General features: G+C 63.9%; 25 protein-coding genes. 14 read left to right on the top strand and 11 right to left on the bottom strand.

The genetic code is table 11. The features are described 5' to 3' along the window. Positions 1 to 171: 171 nt before the first annotated feature. The 3 genes from AC72UB_RS04480 to miaB all read right to left on the bottom strand — a co-directional run bounded on the left by AC72UB_RS04480 (position 172) and on the right by miaB (position 2666). Positions 172 to 546: a hypothetical protein gene (locus tag AC72UB_RS04480; protein ID WP_463289046.1), complete on the bottom strand. Its 375-nt coding sequence runs from the start codon at positions 544 to 546 to the stop codon at positions 172 to 174. Between the two features lie 5 nt (positions 547 to 551). Beyond that, complete coding sequence (locus AC72UB_RS04475; RefSeq protein ID WP_505188702.1) at positions 552 to 1145, bottom strand: OmpA family protein; 594 nt, start codon at positions 1143 to 1145, stop codon at positions 552 to 554. Positions 1146 to 1355: 210 nt separating this feature from the next. After that, positions 1356 to 2666 carry a tRNA (N6-isopentenyl adenosine(37)-C2)-methylthiotransferase MiaB gene (gene miaB, locus AC72UB_RS04470; RefSeq protein ID WP_505188701.1) on the bottom strand — a complete coding sequence of 437 codons (1311 nt, stop codon included), beginning with the start codon at positions 2664 to 2666 and terminating at the stop codon, positions 1356 to 1358. 221 nt (positions 2667 to 2887) lie between these two features. Between miaB and AC72UB_RS04465 the strand changes: the two genes are divergently transcribed. The 6 genes from AC72UB_RS04465 to AC72UB_RS04440 all read left to right on the top strand — a co-directional run bounded on the left by AC72UB_RS04465 (position 2888) and on the right by AC72UB_RS04440 (position 6528). Further along, a complete protein-coding gene (locus tag AC72UB_RS04465; protein ID WP_505188700.1) occupies positions 2888 to 3757 on the top strand; it encodes a hypothetical protein in 870 nt (289 codons plus the stop codon). A gap of 158 nt (positions 3758 to 3915) precedes the next feature. Further along, positions 3916 to 4956: an energy transducer TonB family protein gene (locus AC72UB_RS04460; RefSeq protein ID WP_505188699.1), complete on the top strand. Its 1041-nt coding sequence runs from the start codon at positions 3916 to 3918 to the stop codon at positions 4954 to 4956. 92 nt (positions 4957 to 5048) lie between these two features. Further along, positions 5049 to 5408, top strand: a complete 360-nt coding sequence (locus AC72UB_RS04455; protein ID WP_505188698.1) for a cytochrome b — start codon at positions 5049 to 5051, stop codon at positions 5406 to 5408. Positions 5409 to 5722: 314 nt separating this feature from the next. Then, the gene (locus tag AC72UB_RS04450; RefSeq protein WP_505188697.1) at positions 5723 to 6019 is read left to right on the top strand and encodes a hypothetical protein; all 297 of its coding nucleotides are present in this window, start codon (positions 5723 to 5725) and stop codon (positions 6017 to 6019) included. Further along, positions 5943 to 6254, top strand: a complete 312-nt coding sequence (locus AC72UB_RS04445; protein WP_505188696.1) for a cytochrome b/b6 domain-containing protein — start codon at positions 5943 to 5945, stop codon at positions 6252 to 6254. The genes AC72UB_RS04450 and AC72UB_RS04445 overlap by 77 nt, the downstream gene beginning before the upstream one ends. Before the next feature lie 97 nt (positions 6255 to 6351). Then, positions 6352 to 6528 carry a CTP synthetase gene (locus AC72UB_RS04440; RefSeq protein WP_505188695.1) on the top strand — a complete coding sequence of 59 codons (177 nt, stop codon included), beginning with the start codon at positions 6352 to 6354 and terminating at the stop codon, positions 6526 to 6528. 19 nt (positions 6529 to 6547) lie between these two features. On the opposite strand, the gene AC72UB_RS04435 is transcribed toward AC72UB_RS04440, so the two are convergent. Next, the gene (locus AC72UB_RS04435) at positions 6548 to 7312 is read right to left on the bottom strand and encodes an NAD kinase (protein ID WP_505188694.1); all 765 of its coding nucleotides are present in this window, start codon (positions 7310 to 7312) and stop codon (positions 6548 to 6550) included. 215 nt (positions 7313 to 7527) lie between these two features. Between AC72UB_RS04435 and glyA the strand changes: the two genes are divergently transcribed. Next, on the top strand, positions 7528 to 8826 hold the full coding sequence (gene glyA / locus AC72UB_RS04430; RefSeq protein WP_505188693.1) for a serine hydroxymethyltransferase: 1299 nt from the start codon (positions 7528 to 7530) through the stop codon (positions 8824 to 8826). A gap of 401 nt (positions 8827 to 9227) precedes the next feature. Here the strand turns inward: glyA and AC72UB_RS04425 are convergent, their stop codons facing one another. Together AC72UB_RS04425 and AC72UB_RS04420 are read right to left on the bottom strand one after the other, a co-directional pair. Further along, complete coding sequence (locus AC72UB_RS04425; protein WP_463291186.1) at positions 9228 to 9425, bottom strand: CsbD family protein; 198 nt, start codon at positions 9423 to 9425, stop codon at positions 9228 to 9230. Positions 9426 to 9567: 142 nt separating this feature from the next. Next, positions 9568 to 9939 carry a hypothetical protein gene (locus AC72UB_RS04420; protein ID WP_505188692.1) on the bottom strand — a complete coding sequence of 124 codons (372 nt, stop codon included), beginning with the start codon at positions 9937 to 9939 and terminating at the stop codon, positions 9568 to 9570. Between the two features lie 93 nt (positions 9940 to 10032). Between AC72UB_RS04420 and AC72UB_RS04415 the strand changes: the two genes are divergently transcribed. Next, positions 10033 to 10806: an alpha/beta fold hydrolase gene (locus AC72UB_RS04415; protein ID WP_505188691.1), complete on the top strand. Its 774-nt coding sequence runs from the start codon at positions 10033 to 10035 to the stop codon at positions 10804 to 10806. On the opposite strand, the gene AC72UB_RS04410 is transcribed toward AC72UB_RS04415, so the two are convergent. From AC72UB_RS04410 to AC72UB_RS04395, 4 genes are all read right to left on the bottom strand, one after another. Further along, positions 10803 to 12239: a sigma-54-dependent transcriptional regulator gene (locus AC72UB_RS04410; RefSeq protein WP_505188690.1), complete on the bottom strand. Its 1437-nt coding sequence runs from the start codon at positions 12237 to 12239 to the stop codon at positions 10803 to 10805. The genes AC72UB_RS04415 and AC72UB_RS04410 overlap by 4 nt on opposite strands. Then, the gene (locus AC72UB_RS04405) at positions 12236 to 12736 is read right to left on the bottom strand and encodes a hypothetical protein (protein ID WP_505188689.1); all 501 of its coding nucleotides are present in this window, start codon (positions 12734 to 12736) and stop codon (positions 12236 to 12238) included. The genes AC72UB_RS04410 and AC72UB_RS04405 overlap by 4 nt, the downstream gene beginning before the upstream one ends. A 34-nt stretch (positions 12737 to 12770) precedes the next feature. Beyond that, positions 12771 to 14666 carry a propionate-CoA ligase PrpE gene (gene prpE, locus AC72UB_RS04400; RefSeq protein WP_505188688.1) on the bottom strand — a complete coding sequence of 632 codons (1896 nt, stop codon included), beginning with the start codon at positions 14664 to 14666 and terminating at the stop codon, positions 12771 to 12773. Between the two features lie 198 nt (positions 14667 to 14864). Next, positions 14865 to 17144, bottom strand: coding sequence for an NADP-dependent malic enzyme (locus AC72UB_RS04395; RefSeq protein ID WP_505188687.1), 2280 nt, complete (start codon positions 17142 to 17144; stop codon positions 14865 to 14867). Positions 17145 to 17366: 222 nt separating this feature from the next. On the opposite strand from AC72UB_RS04395, the gene AC72UB_RS04390 reads away from it, so the two are divergent. The 6 genes from AC72UB_RS04390 (at position 17367) to AC72UB_RS04365 (ending at position 23273) form a co-directional block, all read left to right on the top strand. Next, positions 17367 to 17759, top strand: coding sequence for a cytidine deaminase (locus AC72UB_RS04390; protein WP_505188686.1), 393 nt, complete (start codon positions 17367 to 17369; stop codon positions 17757 to 17759). After that, entirely contained in the window at positions 17759 to 19066 is a 1308-nt protein-coding gene (locus AC72UB_RS04385) for a thymidine phosphorylase (RefSeq protein WP_505188685.1), read from the top strand. The genes AC72UB_RS04390 and AC72UB_RS04385 overlap by 1 nt, the downstream gene beginning before the upstream one ends. 1 nt (position 19067) lies before the next feature. After that, on the top strand, positions 19068 to 20279 hold the full coding sequence (locus AC72UB_RS04380) for a phosphopentomutase (protein WP_505188684.1): 1212 nt from the start codon (positions 19068 to 19070) through the stop codon (positions 20277 to 20279). A 54-nt stretch (positions 20280 to 20333) separates the two neighbouring features. After that, entirely contained in the window at positions 20334 to 21326 is a 993-nt protein-coding gene (locus AC72UB_RS04375; RefSeq protein WP_505188683.1) for an adenosine deaminase, read from the top strand. Position 21327: 1 nt separating this feature from the next. Continuing rightward, positions 21328 to 21960: a uracil phosphoribosyltransferase gene (gene upp / locus AC72UB_RS04370; protein ID WP_463291196.1), complete on the top strand. Its 633-nt coding sequence runs from the start codon at positions 21328 to 21330 to the stop codon at positions 21958 to 21960. Positions 21961 to 22040: 80 nt separating this feature from the next. Further along, a complete protein-coding gene (locus AC72UB_RS04365; RefSeq protein ID WP_505188682.1) occupies positions 22041 to 23273 on the top strand; it encodes an SPOR domain-containing protein in 1233 nt (410 codons plus the stop codon). 2 nt (positions 23274 to 23275) lie between these two features. On the opposite strand, the gene AC72UB_RS04360 is transcribed toward AC72UB_RS04365, so the two are convergent. Further along, entirely contained in the window at positions 23276 to 24298 is a 1023-nt protein-coding gene (locus AC72UB_RS04360) for a hypothetical protein (RefSeq protein ID WP_505188681.1), read from the bottom strand. Between the last annotated feature and the right edge of the window lie 4 nt (positions 24299 to 24302).

Below are 24302 nucleotides of genomic sequence, written 5' to 3'. Positions count from 1 at the left end.
GTAAATTCCGCAGGGCTGGCGCTATATTTGCCGTCTCATGCCACAGGGATGTGACATTTGCCCAAGATATAGCGTCTTGGTCCGCGCCGCCAAGGCAACGCAAAAGGCCATGGCATTTGCCATGGCCCCTGCGATCTTTAACCCGTTGCACCAGAAACCCGAAAGGCCGGTTCAGCCACCCCAACGCCGCTTGGGTTGGGCCCAGCCCGGCACATAGTCTTGCAGGCCCGGCGACTGCGACTGATAGTCCTTCAGCACCGTGCCCGGCGGATAGAGGTTGTTGCAGACCGGCAGGCCAGTCACCGGATCAAACCGGCGGCCCGAATAGCCCTCGACCCCGTCGTCGATGATCCAGCCTTGGCAGCCGTCCGGGTCATAGGCGATGGCCGCGCCGCCTTCTTCCAACACGCCCGAATCCCGGCCGCGGTCAAAGGCGGTGGCGATCACGGTGTCTGGCGAGCCGCGATAAGGGGTCACCCCTTCAATGCAGCCCGACAGGACAGTGGCGGCCACAAGGCCCGTGGCGATTTTCAAAGTGTTCATCATGTTCATCACCACCGGTAGCAGACAACTTCGACGCGACGGTTCTTCTGCATTCCGGCAGCCGTCGAGTTCGAAGCGATGGGCTGGCGTTCGCCAAAGCCGATTTCGCGGTCAACCATGGCCCCCATGGCGCGGGCGACATCGGCCACAGACCGCGCCCGGCGGTCAGACAGGCGCATGTTGTATTCATCCGATGCGCGGCTGTCGGTGTGGCCGTAGACGGCATAGCCAAAGGCCCCGGCACTGCGGAAGAAATCCTCTAACCGGCGCATGCCATGCGGGGTCAGCTTGTGGCTGTCGGTGGCGAACAGCTGGTCGGTGTTCTCCACAAGACAGGTGTTGCGCTTAAGGCAGACGGGCTTGCCGGTCTTGGGGTTCACGCGATCCAGCATATAGCCTTCGATCCCGCCATCGGCCCACCAATGCATACAGCCGTCGTCGTCAATCCAGATACCCCACTGGATTTTCCCCGATACCTTCGGGCCCGGAACCGTCTGCGGATGTTCGTGGGCTGTGGGGCTGGGGTGCGCGATCGCCGCCGTTCCAAACCCGAATGTGGCCAAAGCCACCCCTGTCACCAAACCCAATACTGCTTTGGACATGCGATCCAACGTGGCAGCCCCCCCTTTAAATATTACCTTTCGACTCTGGCAGAAGTCGTAAATGTCTATCTTTTGAGATTTGCCCGCACCATTTGGTGAAGTAAAGCGATTTCTCGTGAACCCTTTGGCCGGGCTGCGGGAAACGATGCAAAATGCGCCGTCGGGGGCGGCGTTGTTGCGAATTTGAAAACGTAAAGGGGCGCGCTGGCCTTAGCTCAGCCGCTGACCAGCCAAGGAATTGGTGACCGAGGACAGGATTCGCACCGTGACCAACTCTCCCACCTTGCCGGTGGGATCATCGACATGCACCGCATGCAGGTGGTCGGATTTGCCCACCATCTGCCCCGGCTGACGGCCCGGCTTTTCGTAAAGCACCCCGACTGTGCGGCCCACCATCGCCTCTTGGGCCGCGCGCTGCTGCTGGGTGACCAACGCCTGCAATTCGTAAAGCCGCGCATTCGCGACATCTTCAGCCACCGGGGTCTTTTCAGCCGCTGGCGTGCCGGGGCGGGCCGAATAGCGAAAGCTGAAGGCCGCGCCATAGCCCACGGCGCGGATCAAATCCATCGTCGCGGCGTGGTCGGCATCGGTTTCACCGGGAAAGCCGACGATGAAATCCGACGACAACAGAATGTCGGGCCGCGCGGCACGAATACGCTCGATCAACCGCAGATACTCCTCCGCCGTATGCTTGCGGTTCATCGCCTTCAGGATGCGGTCCGATCCGGACTGCACCGGCAAATGCAAATAGGGCATCAGCTGTGGCAGGTCGCCATGGGCGGCGATCAGATCATCATCCATGTCATTGGGGTGGCTGGTGGTATAGCGCAGCCGTTCCAACCCGTCGATCTGGGCCATCTCGCGCAGCAAGCGGCCCAAGGTGTAATCCCCCGCCGCCCCCGCGCCATGATAGGCATTCACGTTCTGGCCCAGAAGCGTCAACTCCCGCACCCCGCGCGCCACGAGATCGCGCGCCTCGGTCAGGATGCGGTCCACCGGGCGGCTGACCTCGGCCCCGCGCGTGTAGGGCACCACGCAAAAGGCGCAAAACTTGTCGCAGCCTTCCTGCACCGTCAAAAACGCCGTTGGCCCGTGCGGAGCCTTGCGTTCGGGCAGAAGGTCAAACTTCATCTCGGCGGGAAACTCGGTGTCCACGGCCTGCCGCCCGGCGCGCGCCATTTCGGGCAGACGGTGATAGGCCTGCGGGCCGACCACCAGATCGACCACGGGCATCCGCCGCAGGATCTCATCGCCCTCGGCCTGCGCCACGCAGCCCGCCACACCAATCTTCATGCCCGGCTTGGCCTGCTTCAACGGTTTCAACCGGCCAAGGTCGGAATAGAGCTTTTCGCTGGCCTTTTCCCGAATGTGGCAGGTGTTCAACAGCACCATATCCGCATCCTCGGCGGTTTCGGTCAGCACATAGCCATCCGCACCCATCGCCTCAGCCATGCGCTCGCTGTCATAGACGTTCATCTGACAGCCGTAGGTCTTGATGAAGAGTTTCTTGACGTCGGTCATGGCCACACCTGTTCGCAGGCCTTGCCCATAAGCCAAACGCGCCGCTCGCGCAACGCGTGCTTGGGCGGACCCTCGCCTTTGGCGGCGACACCGGCGCGGACAGAGCATTTGCCCACGTCGCGCCTTGCCCCCCGGGCTTTTGTCAAATTGCGGAAAACAGATGCCTTGCATTGCCCGCGACATTGTTCGATTTTGCGAGACAATTAAACCTGCGGGTTCCCATGCATTATCCTTCGCTCGACCAATTTCTGATCGATGGTCAGGCGGCCCTCGCCAAAGGGCCTGTCGCCGTGATCTTCGCCGAAGATGCGGTCGAGGTGGACACCAGCCTGCGCCACCATCTGGCCGCAGGCTTTGCCCAAGTGCTGCTTTTGGCACCGCAGCCCATCACGCTGCCCGCTGATCTCGGCGCCAAGATCCACCGCATCGACCATGACGTGCATGCCGAAGGCGCGCTGTTCACCGCGATCAATCGCCTGATCGAGGCGGCGCCGGGCATCTGGCTTTACTACAGCTATAACGCCGAATACCTGTTCCACCCCTTCTGCGAGACGCGCAATGTGCGCGAATTGGTGGCCTTTCACGCCGAAGAGCGGCGTGAGGCGATGCTGTCTTATGTGATCGACCTCTACGCCGATGATCTGGGGCGCTTTCAAAACGCGGTGTCGCTGGAACAGGCGCATCTTGACCGGTCGGGCTATTACGCGCTGGGCCGGCCCGATGCGGCCAATCACAATTACCCCAAGGAACGGCAGTTGGATTTCTTTGGGGGCCTTCGCTGGCGGTTCGAAGAACACATCCCCGTCCCGCGCCGCAAGATTGACCGTATCGCGCTGTTCAAGGCCAAGCCGGGGCTGACCTTGCGGCCCGACTACACGTTCAACGACGAGGAATTTAACACCTACGCCTGCCCGTGGCACAACAACATCACCACCACAGTGATGAGCTTTCGAACCGCCAAGGCCCTGCGCTCGAATGCAGGCTCGATGTTCGATATCCGTGATTTTCGCTGGCACAATTCGGTGCGGTTCGAATGGCATTCGCAGCAGTTGATGGATCTGGGCCTCATGGAGCCGGGCCAGTGGTTCTGACCTGCTGGGGCTAATTCGAAGGCCTAGGCCAGCCGTCGTCCAAGGGGCGTCATCGGTCGCCCTTGGGCCTGCATTGACAAGCCCAGCCGCGCACAAGACACCATCGCCCAAATCTCCGATCCCCGCCGCCGATTCGCGTTTACAGGCCAGCCCCGCCCATGACCGCAAGCCCGCCACTCGTCCGCGCCCTTCGCCAGCCTTTTTGGGCTGTCGCTCGGCCTGTGCCGAAGGCCAAGGGCAAGCCCGTGCTGGCGCTGCCGGGTGATCTGGCTGCGGCCCCGTGCCCGGCCGTGCCCGCGCGCGATCTGCCGCTGTCGTCGCACGCCCCCAAGGTCATCTCACCCGCGCCGCTGGTGCTTTCCGCGCCTACGGGCCGCAGCAGCCCGCGCGGGGCGGTCTTGGTCTCAATAGCGCTGCATCTGGGTCTTTTGGGCGGCTATGCCGTGTTTGCCAGCACCGCCCGGCCGCTTATCGTGCCCGATCTGAACACGGCCGAGGTGTCGCTGATTTCTGAGGCGCAGTTTCTGGCGATGAGCGCGCCGCAGCCCGTCCTGACCATGGCCACCGCCCCCGCCTTGGCGACCCCCGCCCTTGCTGCCCCAATGCCCGAACCGGCTTCTTTGGCCTCTGCAATACCGACGGCCCTACCCGCCGCCGAGCCGCCCTCGCCCGTGCCCGAGCCCATGCCCGAGCCTGTGGCCCAAAAGCCCGCCGCCCCCGCGCCAAAAGCGATAAAGCCCAAAGCCGCCGCCCCGGTTGCCGAAGCCCCGCGACAGACCAAGCCTGAGACCAAAACCGCCAAGGCCGAGGTCCCCGCTAAGCCCGTTCATCAAGCCGCCGAACCCGCGGCCGCTCCGGCGCCCCAGCCTGCCGCCCAATCTGCTGCCAAATCCGACCCCGCCGCCAGCGCGGGCGAGGCCAAGGCGCTCAAGGCCGATTGGGGCAGCAAAGTGCGCGCCCGCATCAACCGCAAGGTCGCCTTGCCTGCCGACAGCGCCCCGGGCACCGTGAAGGTGCGGCTGGAAATCGCCGCCTCTGGCGCGCTTCTCGCCGTGGGCATCGCCCAAAGCTCCGGCCAAGCCGCGCTGGATGCGGCCGCCCTCAAGGCGGTGAAATCCGCCGCCCCCTTTGCCCGCGCGCCGAAAGGGCTGAGCGAGCCAAGCTACAGCTTCTCGCTGCCGATCACCTTCAAGAACTGATCCGCCTTTCCGGCCCGCCATTGCGCACTTCGCTTGCCGCAGGCTGGCGCTGGGCCTAGGCTTGGCCCCGTATTTGACCAAAAGGACAGGGCATGACCGCGCCCAAAGGCTATTCCGCCCGCCAGATCCGGCTTCATTGGATCGTCACCGCGCTGATCGTGTTGCAGTTCCTGCTCCATGAGCCGATGTCCGACGCTTGGGACCTGATCGAAGACGGCCAGAGCCCCAGCTTTCATTGGTTGGTTCTGTCCCATGTCATCGGCGGGGCCTTGATCTTGATCTTTGCCCTCTGGCGTCTGGCTTTGCGCGCCACACGCGGCGTGCCACCCCCGCCCGACGCCGAACCGCCCCTCCTGCGCCGCGCTGCGCATCTTGGCCATCTGGCGCTTTACGCGCTCATGATCGCGATGCCGCTAACCCGATCCAGTGTTACAGCTGGGCGGCTGGGGTGAGACGTATCGCGCTGTAAAAATTATGAAAAATGGCAATCTCGTGCGCGCCAACTCTGGACTTGATCCACTTAGGCCGGAGAGGCGGGTTGGCGGAGAAAGCGTCAAAGGTTCTCTGATCGCCTCGGGCCATGCTCGCAACTAAGAGGTCAACAGGGCAACTCGTATCTTTCGCGATTTCGATTATGCTATCAACGCGCGCGTTAGGCACCACCGGATGGTCTCTCACAAAACGACGGCCGGTAGGTTAAGCTGCAACATTGCTTTCACAAGCCCATCAGTCTTGAAATTCAACGCCTGATAGATTCAATCTCTTCTTGGACGCGAGTGATTTTGCGCCGAATCAATTGGAGAACGACATGATTGTAGCCGCCTTGCTTGTCATCATCGCCATTATGCTCTTCGGATCTTCCGCCGTCCTTGGCGCAATCGGGCATGTCCTGGGCTTCTTGGTCCTTCTCGTGGGATTAGCATTTTTGATTTATTACACTGGGCCCTTCTTCGCCGAGATCCCGCTGGGGCCGGAGTATATCTTCCTTGGAATTGTTCTTGTTATCTTGGGGATTTACGGGGCCTTTCGGCTTCTGGTGTTCCTCTTCGATCGCCGGGGCTGACCCGCTCCAAACCTCCCGTTTTCACGGATTTTCCACCATTTGTGTTTTTCCTTCTTCAATTCATGCCCGGAGCATGGCGGCGTGGTTTGGTGGCATCGTCCCCGCCGCCGATGCGCATGAGGTGATGAAAGTGGCCCTCCTCGCCCTCGTCGGGGCGCATGTGCTGGCCGCAATTTGGCACCACGTCTGGCTGAAGGACGGGCTTTTGCTGCGTATGAAACGGCCGCTCGACTGAGCGTCGCCCCCAACTTCCCCCCACCGATTGACACGGATCAAGGCGTATCGGTCAGAACCCTGCCACAAGAGCCAAGCGCGCGCTTTTGGAGGTTCCTATGACCCGCCTGACACTGATCCTGTTTTCGATGATCGGCACGACCCTTGCCGGTTCGGGCGTCGTGATCGCGCTGACAGCCGGCAATTACACGCTGCAACCCATCCTGATAGCCGCCGCCTTGGGTGTGGTGCTGGCCCTGCCGGTCAGCTGGTGGGTGGCCAAGCAGATCAGCTAAGGCATCGCCTGCGGCAAGATCAGACGAATTGCTCGACGATCAAGCGCTCTTCCAGCCCATGGCCGGGATCGAACAGGATGCGGTGACGCACCGAAGGCTCCGACCGGATTTCAACCGACACCACATCAGGCACCGGGCGGCTGTCGGCATCGGCACGCACCGGGCGCTTGTCGGCCTCCAACACCTCGAATCGTACCACGGCCGATTTCGGGATCAGCGCGCCGCGCCAGCGCCGGGGGCGGAAGGCCGACATCGCCGTCAGCGCCAATACATCGGCCCCGATCGGCAAGATCGGGCCATGGGCGGAATAGTTATAGGCGGTGGACCCGGCAGGCGTGGCCACCAAGGCCCCATCGCACACCAGCTCCGACATCCGCTCTTTGCCGTCGATCAGAATACGCAGCTTGGCCGCCTGCGGACCCGCGCGCAGCAAAGACACTTCGTTGATCGCGAGCGCATCGGTGATCTTGCCCCGCGCATCCACCGCCCGCATGGCCAAGGGGTTGATCACGGCCTCCTCGGCGGCGGCCAACCGCTCGGCCAACCCTTCGGCGGCATACTCGTTCATCAAGAACCCCACCGTGCCCCGGTTCATCCCATAAACCGGCAGGCCCAGCCCTTGGGTCTCATGCAAGGTCTGCAACATGAACCCATCGCCGCCCAAGGCCACGATCATATCGGCCGCATAGGGCGGGCATTGGCCATGCAGGCCGGTCAGCACCACCAACGCCTCTTGGGCGGCGGGAACGGGGCTGGCCAAAAAGGCGATATGCGGACTGGCCACGGGCTTGTTTCCTTGTTTGCCTGCCAACCTTGGCGGGGCGGCGCGGCAAACTCAAGCCCTGTCAGAAGGACCAAACCACCGCATTTGACGCCGCTGTCGTGTTTCCGATACGAAACTTTTTTCGCCATAAGACCGGAACGCGTCGTTTTCGCACCTTCCTTGCCCCCGATCTTTGGCCTAGATACCCCTCAAACCACATCCTCAGGAGCGCCGCCATGACCGTGTCCCCCAAAGTATCCACCGGCTTTTTCACCGACACCCTCGCCGCCCGCGACCCCGAGATTTTCGGGGCGGTGACAAAAGAACTGGGCCGTCAGCGCCATGAGATTGAGCTGATCGCTTCGGAAAACATAGTCTCCCGCGCCGTGATGGAGGCGCAGGGCTCGGTGATGACCAACAAATACGCCGAAGGCTATGCCGGAAAGCGTTACTACGGTGGCTGCCAGTTCGTCGACATCGCCGAAAATCTGGCGATGGAGCGGGCCTGCAAGCTCTTCAATTGCTCCTTCGCCAACGTCCAGCCGAACTCGGGTTCGCAGGCCAACCAGGGCGTGTTTCAGGCGCTGATCCAGCCCGGCGACACGATCCTTGGCATGTCCTTGGACGCCGGTGGTCACCTGACGCACGGTGCCGCCCCGAACCAGTCGGGCAAGTGGTTCAACGCCATCCAATACGGCGTGCGCCCGCAAGACAGCCAGCTCGACTATGACCAGCTGGAGGCTTTGGCGGTGCAGCATAACCCCAAGCTGATCATCGCCGGCGGCTCGGCTATCCCCCGCATCATCGACTTCGCCAAGATGCGCGCGATTGCCGACAAGGTCGGCGCTTATCTTCTGGTCGATATGGCCCACTTTGCCGGGCTGATCGCGGCAGGCCTCTACCCCTCGCCCTTCCCGCATGCCCATGTGGCGACCACCACCACCCATAAAACCCTGCGCGGTCCGCGCGGCGGCATGATCCTCACGAATGACGAGGCGATTGCCAAAAAGTGCAACTCGGCGATTTTCCCGGGCATTCAGGGCGGCCCCCTGATGCATGTGATCGCGGCCAAGGCCGTGGCCTTCGGCGAGGCGCTGCGCCCGGACTTCGTCGATTACCAAAAGCAGGTGGTGAAGAACGCCCAAGCCTTGGCCGATCAGCTGATGAAAGGTGGCCTCGATATCGTCACCGGCGGCACCGACACGCACCTGATGCTGGTCGACCTGCGCCCCAAGGGCGTGAAGGGCAATGCGACCGAAAAGGCCCTGGGCCGGGCGCATATCACCTGCAACAAGAACGGCATCCCGTTTGACACCGAAAAGCCCACCATCACGAGCGGTGTGCGCCTTGGCACCCCCGCCGGCACCACGCGCGGCTTTGCCGAACCCGAATTCCGCCTGATCGCGGATTGGATCGTCGAAGTGGTCGATGGTCTGGCCAAGAACGGCGAAGACGGCAACGGCGCGGTCGAGGCCGCGGTGAAGGCCAAGGTCGAGGCGCTATGCGAAAAGTTCCCGATCTATCCGTCGATGTAAGCGACGACCGGATTAGCACATAGAAAAGCCCCGCCTCGGCGGGGCTTTTTCATGGTCGGTCCAAGGTTGGAGGAACCTGCAAGGCGTATCAATCACGCCGTCTCGCAAGCCTTTTCAACCAGTTGGAACGGTTTGCCAACGGAAAGACCGCTGCGCGCTGAGCCCCGCCCGCTGGCAAAGTCAGCGGCTCGGCTCCCAACTTCTGTGGGGGGCGTTTCAGAAGGGGCCGGATCGGGGCTCTCAACCGGCAACGGGTCCGGAAGATCCGGCGCGCCGGGGTCTGGCATGTCGGGCGCGCTCTGCGGCATCTCCTCGGGAGACCTTGGTTGACCCTCGCGCGGGGGTCTGCGCGGTGGTGTCGCCAAGGTCAGGGGCAAAAGCTGCACGGCCATGGCACCCCCCTAATGCATGCGGGCCCAGTCATCGACCTCACGCTCGGCGGCGTCCTTGGCGATGCCGTAGCTCTCTTGCACCTTGCCCACAAGCTGGTCACGCTTCCCGTCGATTTTGTCGAAATCGTCATCGGTCAGCTTGCCCCATTTTTCCTGGGCCTTGCCTTGAAACTGCTTCCACTTACCTTCGATCTGGTCCCAATTCATCGCGTCTCTCCGTGCTAAAATGTCACCGGATCCCGGCCGATTGACCCGAGTCACACCCATCCTAGCGGCGCGCAGACAGGCCGCGCTGACGCAGATCAGCATGTGGAAGGATCAGGCCGTTTGGCAGGCGCTGGGGGCGGGGTCAGATCAGCCCGCGCCAGCGCAACAACGCGATGAGCAGAAGTGCCAAGACCAGCAACGACACCGCAATCGAGGTCGCAACGGCCAAGGTGCCAGACCAAAAGCCCGAATAGGGCTTCAGCGCCATCAAATGGTGCAGGCAGATGTCATGGTTCTGCGCCAAGGCGGCATGGTCGATCTGCAGCAAAAGCTTGGGGTTTTGTGCCATGGCGGCGACCTCGGCCACCGCTTTTGCGGCATGGCGCACCTTGCGCGGCAGGGCGCGGCCACACGAGGCCAGTTTCGCCTCAAGCCCGGTGCCCCTGGCACCAAGCCGGTCTTGCATCAGGCTCGCAATACGGTCGGCCATTTGCTGAATGGAAATCGCGCTCATTTAAAATGCTCCTTGGCGGGCATGATAGGGGCCGAGATGGGGCGCGCGCAACGGCTCTGGCCCTTTCGCCCTGCGCTGGCTAAAACCCGTGCCATGCTTGCCACCCTGCACCATCCCGCTGCCACCCCAACCCACGCGCCGCCTTTGGTGATCGCGCATGGGCTTTATGGCTCGGGGCGCAACTGGGGGGTGATTGCGCGGCGGCTCGCCGATATCCGCGATGTGGTGGCGGTGGACATGCGCAACCACGGGGCCAGCCCTTGGACGGACAGCCACTCTTATCCCGATCTCGCCGAGGATCTGGCCGAGGTGATCGCCTCTTTGGGTGGGCGGGTGGATCTTCTGGGCCATTCGATGGGCGGCAAGGCGGCGATGCAACTGGCGCTGACCCAAGGGACGCTGGTGCGGCGGCTGGTGGTGGCCGACATCGCGCCTGTGGCCTATTCCCATGACCAGACCCGCCACATTCAGGCGATGCGCGGGCTCGATCTGACCGATCTCCACAGCCGCGCCGAGGCGGACCAGCGGCTTTCTGCAGTGGTCGAAGATGCCGGGCTGCGGGCGTTTTTCCTGCAATCCCTCGACCTCAAGGCAGAAGGTGGGCCGCGCTGGCGGTTGAACTTTGACGTGCTTGAGGCCGAGATGCCCAAGATCGTCGGCTGGCCCGGCACGGCAGGCAGCTTTGACGGCCCGACCCTGTTCCTGACCGGGGCCGAAAGCCACTATGTCCGCCCCGAACACCGCGAGCCGATCCGCGTGCAATTTCCCAAAGCCCGCTTTGCCAAGCTGATCGGCGCAGGCCATTGGCTGCACGCCGAAAAACCGCGCGAGTTTGAAGAGGCGGTTCGAGTGTTCCTGACGGCCTAAGGGGCCTTCCAGCCTTCGATCTTACGGTAAAGCGTGGAGGGCGACAGCTCCAGCACCCGCGCGGCGCGAGGGACCGATCCGCCATGACGCGCCAGCGTTGCCTCAATCACCGCGCGTTCGATCTCGGCCAAGGGGCGGCCGATCAGATCATCCAGCGATAGCGCGCTGGGGGCGGGCAGGGGGGCAATGCCGCGCGGCGGGGCTGGGTCAATCTGACGGTCCAGCGTGTCGGGCAGCATGTCCAGCGTGACAAGGCCGCCCTCGTTCAACACCACGATGTTGCGGATCACGTTCAACACTTGGCGCACATTGCCCGGCCATGGCAGGGCGCGGAACAGCGCCTTAACCGGCGTGTCTAGCCCGTCAAAGGGCTTGCCCTCTTCGCGGGCAAACCGCGCCAGCGCCGTTTCGGCGATTTCCAGCACATCCTCGCCCCGTTCGCGCAAGGGGGGCATGTGCAAGGGCACGACAAACAGGCGGTAATAGAGATCTTCGCGGAACTCGCCCCGGCGGACGGCATCCAGCGGGTCGCGGTTGGTGGCGCAGATGATGCGGACATTCACCTTGCGCGGACGGGTCGCCCCCACCGGCACCACAGTCGAGGTCTGCAAAAACCGCAAGAGCTTGGTCTGCAGGGCCCGGGCCATTTCGCAGATTTCATCCAAGAAAAGCGTGCCGCCATCCGCCGCCGCCGCCGCCCCCGGCTTGTCGGAAATCGCGCCGGTAAAGCTGCCCTTCATATGGCCGAACACTTCGGATTCCAAAAGATCCTGCGGAATCGCCCCACAGTTCAGCGCGATGAACGGGCCAGTCGCGCGCGGCGAGGCCGCATGCACGGCCAGCGCGCAGAGCTCTTTGCCGGTGCCGCTTTCGCCGGTGATAAACACCGTCGCCATCGACCGGGCGACCGAGCTGATTTTCTGATGCAGCCGCTCCATCACCTCGGACGAACCGATAAAGCCCGAACCCGCCAAACTGTCGGGGGCGTCGGCGCTGGCCGTCTGCGCACGCGCGGCGCGGCGGGGGGCGCTGGCGATCGGGCTGCCCGGCACATTGGCCACCGCCGACAAAAGCCGGGCCTCGTCAAAGGGTTTGACCAAAAACTCATGCGCCCCGGCCCGCATCGCCTCCACCGCCCGGCCAACCGAGCCATGGGCCGTCATCACGATCACCGCCGTCTCGGGGCGCAGATCCAGCATGTCTTTCATCAGGCTCAGCCCATCGCGGTCGGGCAGCACCAGATCCAAGAGAACGATGTTGATCTCGCTTTGCGCAAAGAGGCGCAGCGCATCTCTGGCGGTGGTGGCGCTGGCCACCTCATGGCCCGCTCTCACCAGCACGCTGCGATAGAGAACCTGCAACGACTGGGTGTCCTCGACCAGCAAAAGTGGGGCGGGGCGCCCGGCTTGGGTGGCGGATGGCGCTTGCTTCATGGTGACAGCTCCCCAGAGATGCGCTGCACCCGGCCAATCAGAGGGGCAATGCGGCTGTCAATTTCCCCAAGAAGGGCCTTCAGCGCGGTCAGATCAGGGCCCGCTGCACGCGCCAACCCGTTCAGACGCTGCGCTTTATCCTGCAACTCGGCCTCCCCTGCCGTGCCGGCCAGCGCCATCAGCACATGGCTGTGGCCACGCAGCGCCGCCAGATCGCCCGAGGCGGCGGCGCGGCCAAGGCCGCTGCGCGTGGTCTGCAGATCTTCGTCAAACCGCGCAAACAGCTCTGCCGCCGCGGCAGGGCCTGCCATCCGCACCAGATCCTGCAACGGGTCGCTCACCGGGGCCACCATCAGCGCAGCCCTTGGCGGGGCCCGCCGCCAAAGAATGGTAAGGCCTTGGCAGCCTGTCCCCGCTTCGGGCAGGGCAAAGACGCGCGGGCTTTGGTCAGGCTTGCGGCACAAAACATCATGGCGTGGCAGGTTAGCCCTTGCCACGCCATTGTCCAGTCAGCCTGTGGTTGGGTGAGGCCTATTTGCCGCCCGCCAGCCCCAGTGATTTCAGCGCCACGGTGATTTCATCCAAGATCGCTGGATCGTCGATGGTGGCGGGCATTTTCCATTCCAGCCCATCGGCGATCTTCACCATCGTCCCGCGCAGGATCTTGCCCGACCGGGTTTTCGGCAGACGGTCCACCACCACGGCGCGTTTGAAGTCGGCCACCGGGCCGATCTTCTCGCGCATCAGCTTGACGCATTCGGCGACCACCTCGGCCGCCTCGCGGTTCGCCCCCTTGTTCAGGCACAGGAACCCCAAGGGCGATTGACCCTTCAGATCATCCGACACCCCAATCACGGCGCATTCGGCCACATCCTTGTGGCCTGCCAAGACCTCTTCCATCGCGCCGGTCGACAGGCGGTGGCCCGCGACGTTGATCACGTCATCGGTGCGCGCCATGATGTAGAGATAACCATCCTCGTCGATGTACCCCGCATCGCCGGTTTCGTAGTAACCGGGGAAGTGGTTGAGGTAGCTCTTCTTGAACCGCTCCTCGGCGTTCCACAGCGTCGGCAGCGTGCCGGGGGGCAGGGGCAGCTTGATCGCAATCGCACCCAAGGTGCCGGGCGCCACCGCATGGCCGCCCTCGTCCAAGACCTGCACATCAAAGCCCGGCATCGGCACAGAAGGCGAGCCGATCTTGATCGGCAGAGCCTCAATCCCGATGGGGTTCGCGGCAATGGCATAGCCGGTTTCGGTCTGCCACCAATGGTCGATCACCGGCACTTTCAGATGGCGCTGGGCCCACAGAATGGTGTCAGGGTCGGCACGTTCCCCGGCAAGGTACAGGGCCTGCAGACCTGACAGGTCGTAATCGCCCACCAGCTTGCCCTCGGGATCCTCGCGCTTCACCGCCCGAATGGCGGTCGGCGCGGTGAAGAAGGCGCGCACCTTATGTTCCGCAAGCACGCGCCAGAAGGTCCCGGCATCCGGCGTGCCCACGGGCTTGCCCTCAAACACGATCGTGGTGCAGCCCGCGATCAAGGGCGCATAGCAAATGTAGGAATGGCCCACGACCCAGCCCACGTCAGATGCGGCCCAAAACACATCGCCCGGTCCGCAATTGTAGATCGCGCGCATCGTCCAGTTCAGCGCCACCAGATGGCCTGCCGTCGGACGCACCACGCCCTTCGGCGCGCCGGTGGTGCCTGAGGTGTAGAGGATATAGGCCGGGTGATTGCCCTCAACCGGCACACATTCGGCAGGCTCCACCCCATATTGGAAGGAATGCCACGCCACATCGCGGCCCTCAACCAGCTTGGCCACTTCCTGCTCGCGCTGAAGGATCACGCAGAATTCGGGCTTGTGGGTCGCCATGTCGATGGCGGCATCCAGAAGCGGCTTGTAATGCACCACACGGCTCGGCTCGATCCCGCAGCTCGCCGCGACGATGGCCTTCGGGGTGCAGTCATCAATCCGCACGGCCAGTTCATTCGCCGCAAAGCCGCCGAACACCACCGAATGGATGGCGCCAAGCCGGGCGCAGGCCAGCATCGCCTCCAAGGCCTCAGGCACCATCGGCATATAGATGATAACGCGGTCGCCCTTGGTCACACCCTTGGCGCGCAAGGCACCGGCCAGCGTGGCCACACGGGTTTGCAACTCGGCATAGGTGATCGCATGTTTGCTGCGGGTCACCGGGCTGTCGTGGATGATCGCCACCTGATCGCCGCGACCAGCTTCGACATGACGATCCACCGCGTTCCAGCAGGTGTTGACCGTGGCATCGGTGAACCATTCGTAGAGGGGCGCGCGGGCATCGTTCAGCGCCTTTGAGGGGGGCTTGACCCAGTCAATCGCGTGGGCCGCCTGCAACCAAAAGGCTTCAGGATCGGCTTTCCAGCCGTCATAGATGTCACGGTATCCCATGGTATACCCTCCTCCAAGGTCTGCGCGAGTGTTACGCAGGCTTATGTGAGTCGGGCAAGATTTGCGACAGGGCCGCAGGCAAAACTTTGCAGAATTTCCATGCGAGCCGCGGCAAAGTTTTGCAAACTTGGGCGAAATGTGCTGCAAATCGCGAAAGGTGGCAGAGTTTGCAAACCCTGCCACCCGAATTTGCGAAGATCAGCCGTAATGCGACACAGGCGTGCCCGCGATAGCGGACATGTTCAACAACCCGCGTGCGGTGATCGACGGGGTGACCACATGGGCAAGGTTGCCCATCCCCATCAGGATCGGCCCCACCTCCAGCCCGCCCGCCTTCATCCGCAGCATATTGCGCGCGGTCGAGGCGGCATCGGTGAAGGCGAAGATCAGGATATTCGCAGCCCCATCCATCCGCGTGTGCGGGAAGATGCGGGCGCGCAGCTCGGGGTCCAACGCGGCATCCACGTTCATCTCGCCTTCATAGGCGAAATCCACCTCGCGGTTGTCCAGAATTTCCATCGCCGCGCGCATGCGCCGACCGGAATCGCTGTCCAAGTTACCAAAGGAGGAATGGCTGCAGAGCGCCACCTTAGGCACAATGCCAAAGCGCTTGGCATGGCGCACCGCGCCGATGGTGGTTTCCACAATCTGTTCGGGTGTCGGCACCGGGTTGACGGCGGTGTCGGCAATGAACAACGGGCCATCTTCCTGAATCATCAGGCTTAGCGCGCCATGCGGGCGCAAGCCCCCGCGCGCCAGCACCTCACGCACATATTTCAGGTGCCACAGATACTGGCCAAAGGTGCCACAGATCAGGCTGTCGGCATCCTTGCGATGCACCGCAATCGCGCCAATGGCGGTGGAGTTGGTGCGCAAGACCGCACGCGCTGTGTCTGGCGTCACGCCGCGCCGTTCCATCAACTCGTGATAGGTCTGCCAATAGTCGCGATAGCGCGCATCACTTTGCGGGTTGATGATTTCAAAATCGCGGTCGGGGCGAATGGGCAGGCCCGCCCGCTCGCAACGCCGCGCGATCACGTCAGGGCGCCCGATCAGGATCGGCTTGTCGGTGGTCTCCTCCAGCATCGCATTGGCTGCACGCAGCACGCGCTCATCCTCGCCCTCGGCAAAGATAATCCGGCGGGTGGCGTTGCGGGCAGCCTCGAACACCGGGCGCATCATCAGGGCGGATTTGAACACCGACCCGTCCAGCTTGCCGCGATAGGCGTCCAGATCGGCGATGGGGCGGGTGGCGACACCGGTTTCCATCGCGGCCTTGGCCACCGCACTGGCGACGACGCCAATCAGGCGCGGATCAAAGGGCTTGGGGATCAGATAGGTCGCGCCAAAGGTCAGCTGCTCGCCCTTATAGGCCGCCGCGGCCTCGGCGCTGGTGGTGGCGCGGGCCAGTGCTGCGATCCCGTCGATGCAGGCCAGCTGCATCGCATCGTTGATCTCGGTCGCGCCCACATCCAAGGCCCCCCGGAAGATAAACGGGAAACACAGCACGTTGTTGACCTGATTGGGAAAATCCGACCGCCCCGTGGCGATCATTGCATCAGGTGCGACGGCACGCACTGCCTCGGGCAAAATCTCAGGTGTTGGGTTCGCAAGGGCAAAAACGATGGGGCGCGGCGCCATTTTCGTCACCATGTCTGGCGTCAGCACGCCTGCGCCAGAGAGGCCAAGGAAAAGATCCGCCCCTTCGATCACATCGGCCAGCGTGGCGGGCGTTGTGCCTTGGGCATAGGCGGCCTTTTGATCGGTCATCTGGTCGGTGCGGCCGTGATAGACCAGCCCCTCAAGGTCACAGAGCCAAACGTTCTCGCGTTTGACGCCCAGTTTCAACAGCATGTTCAGGCAGGCAATTCCCGCCGCCCCACCGCCGGTCGAGACCACCTTGATTTGGTCAAACGCCTTGCCCGCGACAAGGAGCGCGTTGGTGGTCGCCGCGCCCACAACAATCGCTGTGCCATGCTGATCATCGTGGAACACCGGGATCTTCATCCGCTCACGGCACAATTGTTCAACGATGAAACAATCTGGCGCCTTGATGTCCTCAAGGTTGATCGCGCCAAAGGTCGGTTCCAGCGCGCAGATAATCTCGGCCAGTTTCACCGGGTCAGATTCATTCAACTCGATGTCAAAGCAATCAATGTTGGCGAATTTTTTGAACAGAACCGCCTTGCCCTCCATCACCGGCTTTGCGGCCAAACCGCCAATATTTCCAAGGCCAAGAACGGCGCTGCCATTGGTCACGACGCCCACCATATTGCCGCGCCCGGTATATCGGGAAGCGGTTGAGGGGTCGGCCTTGATCTCTAGACAGGCTTCGGCGACGCCGGGGGAATAGGCGCGGGCAAGGTCACGGCCATTGGCCAAAGGCTTGGTCGCGCGGATCTCAAGTTTCCCCGGTTTGGGAAATTCATGATAATCCAACGCCGCCTGACGCAGATTTTCGGCCCGTGTCTCGTCCATTCCTAACCCCTCTGAACGGTATAGTTTACCGTTAAGCTATTTTTTCAGCCTGCAAAAGATGTGGTTTTCCACAAGAGTTTTCCCAGATTGCCCCAAATCGGCGGAAAAGGGCAGGGGCTTTGCAGCCCCTTGTGCATAGGTCTCATGCTGGTCTGGTGTTGGCAAGCTTGCACGCGCCGCCCACGGGGCGTTACGCTTTGGCCAAACAGGGGGAGGCGCGCGATGACACTTCGGGATGCGGCACTGATGGTGCGAGAGCGGGCCTATGCGCCCTATTCGCGGTTCAAGGTGGGCGCGGCCCTGCGCAGCCCCTCGGGCGCGGTCCATGTCGGCTGCAATGTCGAAAACGTCGCCTATCCCGAAGGAACCTGCGCCGAGGCGGGCGCGATTGCCGCGATGTGCGCGGCGGGCGACACCGTGATTGCCGAAATCTACGTCATCGCCGACAGCCCCGAGCCGGTGCCCTGCTGCGGCGGCTGCCGCCAGAAGATCGCTGAATTCGCCGCCCAAGACGTCAAGGTGACCATGGCCACGCTGGATGGCAAAGAGCGCACGGTGACCGTGGCGCAACTCTTGCCCGGCGTGTTCACCATGGCCCATATGGACCGCGCCTGATGGACGCCCGCGCCATCATCGCCGCCATTCGCGACGGCCAGCGGCCGGGCGCCGAGGCGCTGCGCTGGTTCGCGATGGGGCTGGCCGATGGCACGGTGACCGACGCGCAGGCCGGGGCCTTTGCGATGGCGGTCTTGCTCAAGGGCTTGGGCGAAGAGGGGCGGGTGGCACTGACCACGGGCATGCGCGACAGCGGCAAAGTCTTGGCATGGGACATGCCGGGGCCGGTGGTGGACAAACATTCGACGGGCGGGATTGGCGACTGCGTCTCGCTGCTTTTGGCCCCTGCGCTTGCGGCTTGCGGGGCCTATGTGCCGATGATCTCGGGCCGGGGCTTGGGCCATACCGGCGGCACGCTCGACAAGTTGGAGGCGATCCCCGGCTTTCGCACCGGGCTGTCCGAGGGGCAATTGCGCGCGCAGGTGCACAAACTCGGCTGCGCCATCGTCTCGGCCAGCGCCGAAATCGCGCCAGCCGACCGCCGCCTCTACGCAATCCGCGACGTCTCGGCGACGGTGGAGTCGATTGACCTGATCACGGCCTCCATCCTGTCGAAGAAGCTCGCGGCGGGGCTTCAGGCCTTGGTGCTCGATGTCAAATGCGGCTCGGGTGCTTTCATGAAAACGTTGGCCGAGGCGGAAGCTTTGGCGCTGTCCCTCGTGGCCACGGCCAAAGGAGCGGGGTGCAAGACATCGGCCCTGATCACCGACATGACGCAGCCCTTGGCGCGGGCGGCGGGCAACGCGCTGGAAGTGGCCGAGGTCATGCAGACGCTGACCGGCCGCGCGGTGAACAGCGCACTCTTCGACGTCACGGCGGTCTTGGGCGGCGAGGCGCTGGCCTTGGCCGGTCTTGCCGCCACCCCCGATGAGGGCACCGCGCGGGTTGAGGCGGTCTTGCGCTCGGGGGCCGCCGCCGAAGGCTTTGGCCGCATGGTGGCCGCCCAAGGCGGCCCCACAGATTTCGTCGAACGCTGGACCGATCTTTTGCCCGCCGCGACCGTGATCCGCGATGTGCCAAGCCCCTTGGCGGGCTTCGTGCGGACGATTGACGGCCAAGCCTTGGGGCTGGCGGTTGTGGGCCTTGGCGGGGGCCGCCAGCGCGAAGGGGACCGGGTGAACCCCTCGGTTGGGCTCTCCGATCTCGCGGGCATCGGGCAAGAGATTGCAGTGGGTGAGGCGCTGTGCCGGGTTCATGCCGCAACCGAAGCGCAGGCCGATCAAGCCATGGCTGAGGTGCAGGCGGCCTATGCCTTGGGCGCCGACCCGGTGGCCGAGCCGCCCTTGATCCTGCAAAGGATCACCTAAGATGACGCGGGCCTTTCTGATCGTGATGGATTCGGTCGGCTGCGGCGGCGCTCCCGATGCGGCCGATTTTGGCGATGCCGGGGCCAATACGCTGGGCCATATCGCGCTGGCCTGCGCCGAGGGCCGCGCGGATCAGGGGCGGTCGGGGCCTTTGCATCTGCCCAACCTTGATGCGCTGGGCTTGGGCGCGGCGATTGAACTTGCCTCCGGCCTACGCGTACCCGGTCTGGGCGCCCCCGGCCTTGGCACGCAGCCCAAAGGCCGCTGGGGTGCTGCGACAGAGGTGAGCCGGGGCAAAGACACGCCCTCGGGCCATTGGGAACTGGCCGGGGTGCCGGTGCCTTGGGACTGGACCTATTTCCCCGACACCGTCCCGGCCTTTCCCGAAGATCTGGTGGCGCTGGTGTGCAAGCTGGCCGGGACGACCGGCATCTTGGGCAATTGCCACGCGTCAGGCGTGCCGATCATTGCCGAACATTGCGAGGCGCATCTGCGCACCGGCTGGCCGATCTGCTATACCTCGGCGGATTCCGTGTTCCAGATCGCCGCGCATGAAGAGGCCTTCGGGCTGGAGCGGCTCTTGAAACTCTGCGCCGATCTTGCGCCGCACCTGCATGCGATGCGGGTGGGCCGGGTGATCGCGCGGCCCTTTACCGGGGGGCCGGGCAATTTCCAACGCACCGCCAACCGGCATGACTTCGCCATGGACCCGCCCGCGCCGACCCTTTTGGACTGGGTGCAAAATGCCGGCCGCGCGACCCATGCGGTGGGCAAGATCGGCGACATCTTTTCGATGAAGGGCGTGGGCAAGCTGTGGAGGGGCAAGAACGATCTTGATCTTTTCGATCATTTAGATCGGCTTTTGGCGAAAGAAGAGCCCGGTTCCTTGACCTTTGCCAACTTTGTGGAGTTTGACAGCCTTTACGGCCATCCGCGCGACGTGGCCGGATATGCCCACGCGCTGGAAACCTTTGATGCCCGCGTCGGCGGCTTTCTGGCGCGCCTGCGCCCCGGCGATCTGGCGATCTTTACCGCCGATCACGGCAATGATCCGACATGGCGCGGCACCGAACACACGCGCGAGCGGGTGCCGATCTTATGCGCGGGTGTTGGCGCGGGGCCCTTGGGCCTGCGCGGGTTTGTCGATGTGGCCGCCAGTGTCGCCGCGCATCTGGGGGTGGACGCACAGGGGCCGGGGCGGAGTTTTCTGTGACCCACCCCCGGGGGCGCTTCGCCCCCCGGACCCCCCGAGAGTATTTTTGCCAAGATGAAAGGGCCTGTCGTGAACACCTTGCCGAAGGTTGAGTTGCATCTGCATCTGGAAGGTGGCGCACCGCCCGCCTTTATCCGGGGCTTGGCGCGGGAGAAGGGCGTCGATATCGGCGGCATCTTCAACGAGGATGGCTCATATCGGTTCCGCGATTTCTGGGATTTCCTGAAGGTCTATGAAGCGGCCTGCACCACCCTGACGGGACCAGAGGAGTTTCGGCGGCTGACCTTGGCGGTCTTGGAGGAGAGTGCCGCCTCGGGTGTGGTCTATTCGGAATGTTTCCTCAGCCCTGACTTCTGCGGCGGGCGTGATCTGGGGGCGTGGCGCGAGTATCTGCATGCCATCGAAGAGGCGGCGGCTGAGGCGGAAAAGACCATGGGCATCACCCTGCGTGGGATTGTCACGCCGATCCGGCATTTCGGCCCCGACAAGGCGCGCGAGGCCGCGCGCTGTGCGGTTGAGACGGCGGGGCGCTTCATCGTCGGCTTTGGCATTGGCGGTGACGAGAAGGTGGGCGCGCTTAAGGATTTCGCCTGGTCCTTCGACTGCGCGCGCGAGGCGGGTCTGCGGATCACCGCCCATGCCGGCGAGTGGAACGGTCCGGACGAAGTGCGCGCCGCTGTGCGGGATTTGGGCGTCGAGCGGGTGGGCCACGGGGTACGCGCGATTGAGGATCTCGCATTGGTGGATGAGCTGGCCGAAAAGGGCGTGGTCTTGGAGTGCTGCCCCGGGTCAAACGTGGCTTTGGGGATTTACCCCAGCTTCCGCGCCCATCCGATTGCCGAGTTGGACCGGCGCGGCGTCAAAGTGACCATCAACACCGATGATCCGCCCTTTTTCCACACCACCATGGCGCGCGAATATGACGAATTGCACCGCGCCTTTGATTGGGATGAGGGGCAATTCCGGCGGCTGGCCCGCCAAGCGCTTGACGCGGCTTTCTGTGACGTCGATACCAAGGCAAACATCGCCAAGCTGCTGGAGCCTTAACATGCTGAACCATCTGACCGTCGTCACCCATCCTTTGGTGCAGCACAAGCTGTCGATCATGCGCGATAAGGAGACCTCGACGGCCTCGTTCCGCAAGCTCTTGCGCGAAATCAGCCTGCTTTTGGCCTATGAGGTCACGCGCGAACTGCCGATGACGACCAAGCGCATCGAGACCCCGATCGAGCCGATGGACGCGCCCGAGATCGACGGCAAGAAGCTGGCCTTGGTCAGCATTCTGCGCGCGGGCAACGGGCTGTTGGATGGCATCTTGGAACTAATCCCGGCGGCGCGGGTTGGGTTCGTCGGCCTTTACCGCGACCCCGAGACGCTGCAGCCGGTGCAATATTACTGCAAGTTGCCCGATCATCTGGACGAGCGGCTGTCGATTGTGGTCGATCCGATGCTGGCCACCGGCAATTCCAGTGTGGCCGCGATTGACCTGCTCAAAGCGCAAGGCGCGACGAACATCCGCTTTTTGTGCCTCTTGGCCGCGCCCGAGGGCATTGCCCGCATGAAAGAGGCCCATCCCGATGTCCCGATTGTCACAGCTTCGGTCGATAGCCATTTGAATGACCACGGTTATATCGTTCCGGGTCTAGGGGATGCGGGTGATCGCATGTTCGGCACCAAATAAGGGGTATCCCCCCTTTACTCGGAAACAAACCTGCCCCAATATCGCCCTAATTGCTGCGAGAATTCTCCTTGGGGGACATAATGTATTTGAAATTGATTTCGGTCGCCGTTGTGGCGGCCGTATTTGGCGCTGGATCGGCTGAAGCGCAGTCGGTGGCGCGGGTCGGCGGGCCAGCCAACCTGCCGCCGGCCGGGTTCGAGGGGCAGCAATGGGTCGACAGCCGGGGCTGTGTTTTCCTGAAAGCGGGCTATGGCGGGCAGGTGAATTGGGTGCCGCGGGTGGGCCGTGATCGCCGCGCGATGTGCGGCTATCCGCCGACCGGCACGACGCGCGCCGCGATTGAGGTGGCGACCGAGGCCGAGATGGCCGCGCCCGCCGCCGAGGCCGCGCCCGCGCCGCGTGTGATGGCGGCGATGGAGCCGGTGGTGCCTGTCACCCCGCGCACCAGTGTCGCTTTGCGCCCGGCACCCGTTCTGGCCGATCCGGTCGCTGCCGCGCCAAAACCCAGCGCGCGCCCTGCGCCCTATGTCGAAGTGGCGCCGAGCGGCGGTTATGAGGTGGTGGCAAGCAGTGGCCCTGGTGCGGGCCAGATCGGCTGCTATTCCTCGGCCCCGGTCGCCGAGCGGGTCAAGACCCGCAACGGCGGCACGGTGGTGGTTTGCACGCGTGGTGATGGCACCCTGACGGGTTGGCGCCCCCCGGTCTATCCGCAAGGTGCGGGGGTGGGGGCTGCGCTGACGGATCCGGTGGTGGCCTCGCGCGGCGACCATGGCGGCAACCATTTCAACCACGGCGTTTCGGGCCGCGATGGGGATGGCTATTCGCAGGGCCATGCCGTGCCGACCCCGCCCAAGGGCTATAAGCTCGCCTGGAAGGATGACCGGCTGAACCCCAACCGCGGCAAGGGCACGGCGCAAGGTTGGGCCGACCAAGATCAGGTCTGGACCCGCAAGGTGCCTTCGGAACTGGTGGCCGAGCAACCGGCGACCAAGCGCAAGAAGAAGGTGTTCGCGCAGTCGGGCACGACGGTGATCACCTCGACCAAAGGCCAAGCCGCGACCGCGTCTGTTGAAAAGAAGGCAGCCAAGGGCGGGGCCTTTATTCAGGTCGGCACCTTTGGCGTGGTTTCCAACGCCGATGGCGCGGCGGCGCGGTTGCAAGGCATGGGTCTGCCGGTGGCGCGTGCCAAAATCACCTCGGGCGGGCGGGCGATGCAGATCGTGATGGCTGGGCCCTTCAGGTCAGCGGCCGATGCAGCGGCGGCCTTGTCGATGGCGCTGCGGGCGGGCTTTGGGGATGCCTTTATCCGCTAGGATCAGTCCGAGCAGATCGCCTGAAACTCCAGCCAGCTTTCGTCGCTCATCACCCTCAGCGGCGCGCCAAGGGCAAAGGGATCGTCCGAGATCAGCGTCTCGGCGGCGGCACTGGTGCCGCGCATCGCCTGACCATACAGCGCCGAGCTGACCTGTGCGGTCTCAAACGCGGCGCGCTGCAGATCGGCGGTCGGTTCGGGGGCGGGCGCGCGGGCTAAAAACGCCTCGCCATAGCCCTTGGCTGCCTCGGCCGGCGCGGCCCCGCTGGTCAACAGCCGCAAGGTGGCCCCAATCCCCATATGGTCCAAAAGCGGCCGCACGGGATCGGCGGCATCAGACCGAAGCCGTTCGATCAGCAAATGGCCCGCAATCACATCGGGGCTGTCGGCGGCTTCGATCAGGCCCGCCGGCAGCAAAAGCACATCGCCCGGCAGATGCGCGGGTGCGGGCAGCGCGTCGCGCAGCACCTCAATCCGGGGCGGAGCCTCGGGGAACAGCCGTTCCGCAAGCGCCGCCGCCGCGCGCCGTCCGGGCACCGATTTGCAGGGCTGGCCCGTCAGCCGGGCAATATCGGCCAGCGCCAAAGCGCCCAGATCCACCCGCGTTGGCGCGGGCAGCATGCGGGCGGCGTAAGATTTCATCTGTCCGGGCAGCCAGAACAGCGCCACCGCCGTCACCGTTACCACAAAGGTCGCCGTCAGCACGCCGCGCAGCCGCCCCGGCCGGGGCTTGCGCCGCTCAATCGACCGGTGGACGGTTTCCAGCGCGGTGATCATTTCGGTGTCGTCAATTTCCACCTCTTCCCCGGCATCCAAGCCGGGCGCAAAGCGGGCGGGCATCTGGCCGGGGTTCATCCGCTGCGTTGCGGGCAGCGACCATTGGGTCAGGGGCGCCTCGCTGCGCGGATCGCTCAGCACAAGTGTCGCCTCGCGCAAACCCACGACCACATCGCGCGCCTGCGCGCCCGGGCGTTCGCGCCACAGGCCCGAAGCCTCAAGCCGCTGGTATTTCTTCAGCGCGGTCATGCGC

It is taken from the genome of Allotabrizicola aquatica (SeqCode) (assembly GCF_965194375.1).
Lineage (GTDB): Bacteria > Pseudomonadota > Alphaproteobacteria > Rhodobacterales > Rhodobacteraceae > Tabrizicola_A > Tabrizicola_A aquatica.
The sequence above is the reverse complement of the archived record's forward strand: the minus strand, read 5'-3'. Positions and strand labels throughout refer to the sequence as shown.

Excerpts from the sequence above, each read along its gene's own strand:
- AC72UB_RS04480 (WP_463289046.1), bottom strand. The coding sequence starts at position 546 with ATGATGAACACTTTGAAAATCGCCACGGGCCTTGTGGCCGCCACTGTC.
- AC72UB_RS04475 (WP_505188702.1), bottom strand. The coding sequence starts at position 1,145 with ATGTCCAAAGCAGTATTGGGTTTGGTGACAGGGGTGGCTTTGGCCACA.
- miaB (WP_505188701.1), bottom strand. The coding sequence starts at position 2,666 with ATGACCGACGTCAAGAAACTCTTCATCAAGACCTACGGCTGTCAGATG.
- AC72UB_RS04465 (WP_505188700.1), top strand. The coding sequence starts at position 2,888 with ATGCATTATCCTTCGCTCGACCAATTTCTGATCGATGGTCAGGCGGCC.
- AC72UB_RS04460 (WP_505188699.1), top strand. The coding sequence starts at position 3,916 with ATGACCGCAAGCCCGCCACTCGTCCGCGCCCTTCGCCAGCCTTTTTGG.
- AC72UB_RS04455 (WP_505188698.1), top strand. The coding sequence starts at position 5,049 with ATGACCGCGCCCAAAGGCTATTCCGCCCGCCAGATCCGGCTTCATTGG.
- AC72UB_RS04440 (WP_505188695.1), top strand. The coding sequence starts at position 6,352 with ATGACCCGCCTGACACTGATCCTGTTTTCGATGATCGGCACGACCCTT.
- glyA (WP_505188693.1), top strand. The coding sequence starts at position 7,528 with ATGACCGTGTCCCCCAAAGTATCCACCGGCTTTTTCACCGACACCCTC.
- AC72UB_RS04425 (WP_463291186.1), bottom strand. The coding sequence starts at position 9,425 with ATGAATTGGGACCAGATCGAAGGTAAGTGGAAGCAGTTTCAAGGCAAG.
- AC72UB_RS04420 (WP_505188692.1), bottom strand. The coding sequence starts at position 9,939 with ATGAGCGCGATTTCCATTCAGCAAATGGCCGACCGTATTGCGAGCCTG.
- AC72UB_RS04415 (WP_505188691.1), top strand. The coding sequence starts at position 10,033 with ATGCTTGCCACCCTGCACCATCCCGCTGCCACCCCAACCCACGCGCCG.
- AC72UB_RS04410 (WP_505188690.1), bottom strand. The coding sequence starts at position 12,239 with ATGAAGCAAGCGCCATCCGCCACCCAAGCCGGGCGCCCCGCCCCACTT.
- prpE (WP_505188688.1), bottom strand. The coding sequence starts at position 14,666 with ATGGGATACCGTGACATCTATGACGGCTGGAAAGCCGATCCTGAAGCC.
- AC72UB_RS04395 (WP_505188687.1), bottom strand. The coding sequence starts at position 17,144 with ATGGACGAGACACGGGCCGAAAATCTGCGTCAGGCGGCGTTGGATTAT.
- AC72UB_RS04390 (WP_505188686.1), top strand. The coding sequence starts at position 17,367 with ATGACACTTCGGGATGCGGCACTGATGGTGCGAGAGCGGGCCTATGCG.
- AC72UB_RS04385 (WP_505188685.1), top strand. The coding sequence starts at position 17,759 with ATGGACGCCCGCGCCATCATCGCCGCCATTCGCGACGGCCAGCGGCCG.
- AC72UB_RS04380 (WP_505188684.1), top strand. The coding sequence starts at position 19,068 with ATGACGCGGGCCTTTCTGATCGTGATGGATTCGGTCGGCTGCGGCGGC.
- AC72UB_RS04375 (WP_505188683.1), top strand. The coding sequence starts at position 20,334 with ATGAAAGGGCCTGTCGTGAACACCTTGCCGAAGGTTGAGTTGCATCTG.
- upp (WP_463291196.1), top strand. The coding sequence starts at position 21,328 with ATGCTGAACCATCTGACCGTCGTCACCCATCCTTTGGTGCAGCACAAG.
- AC72UB_RS04365 (WP_505188682.1), top strand. The coding sequence starts at position 22,041 with ATGTATTTGAAATTGATTTCGGTCGCCGTTGTGGCGGCCGTATTTGGC.
- AC72UB_RS04360 (WP_505188681.1), bottom strand. The coding sequence starts at position 24,298 with ATGACCGCGCTGAAGAAATACCAGCGGCTTGAGGCTTCGGGCCTGTGG.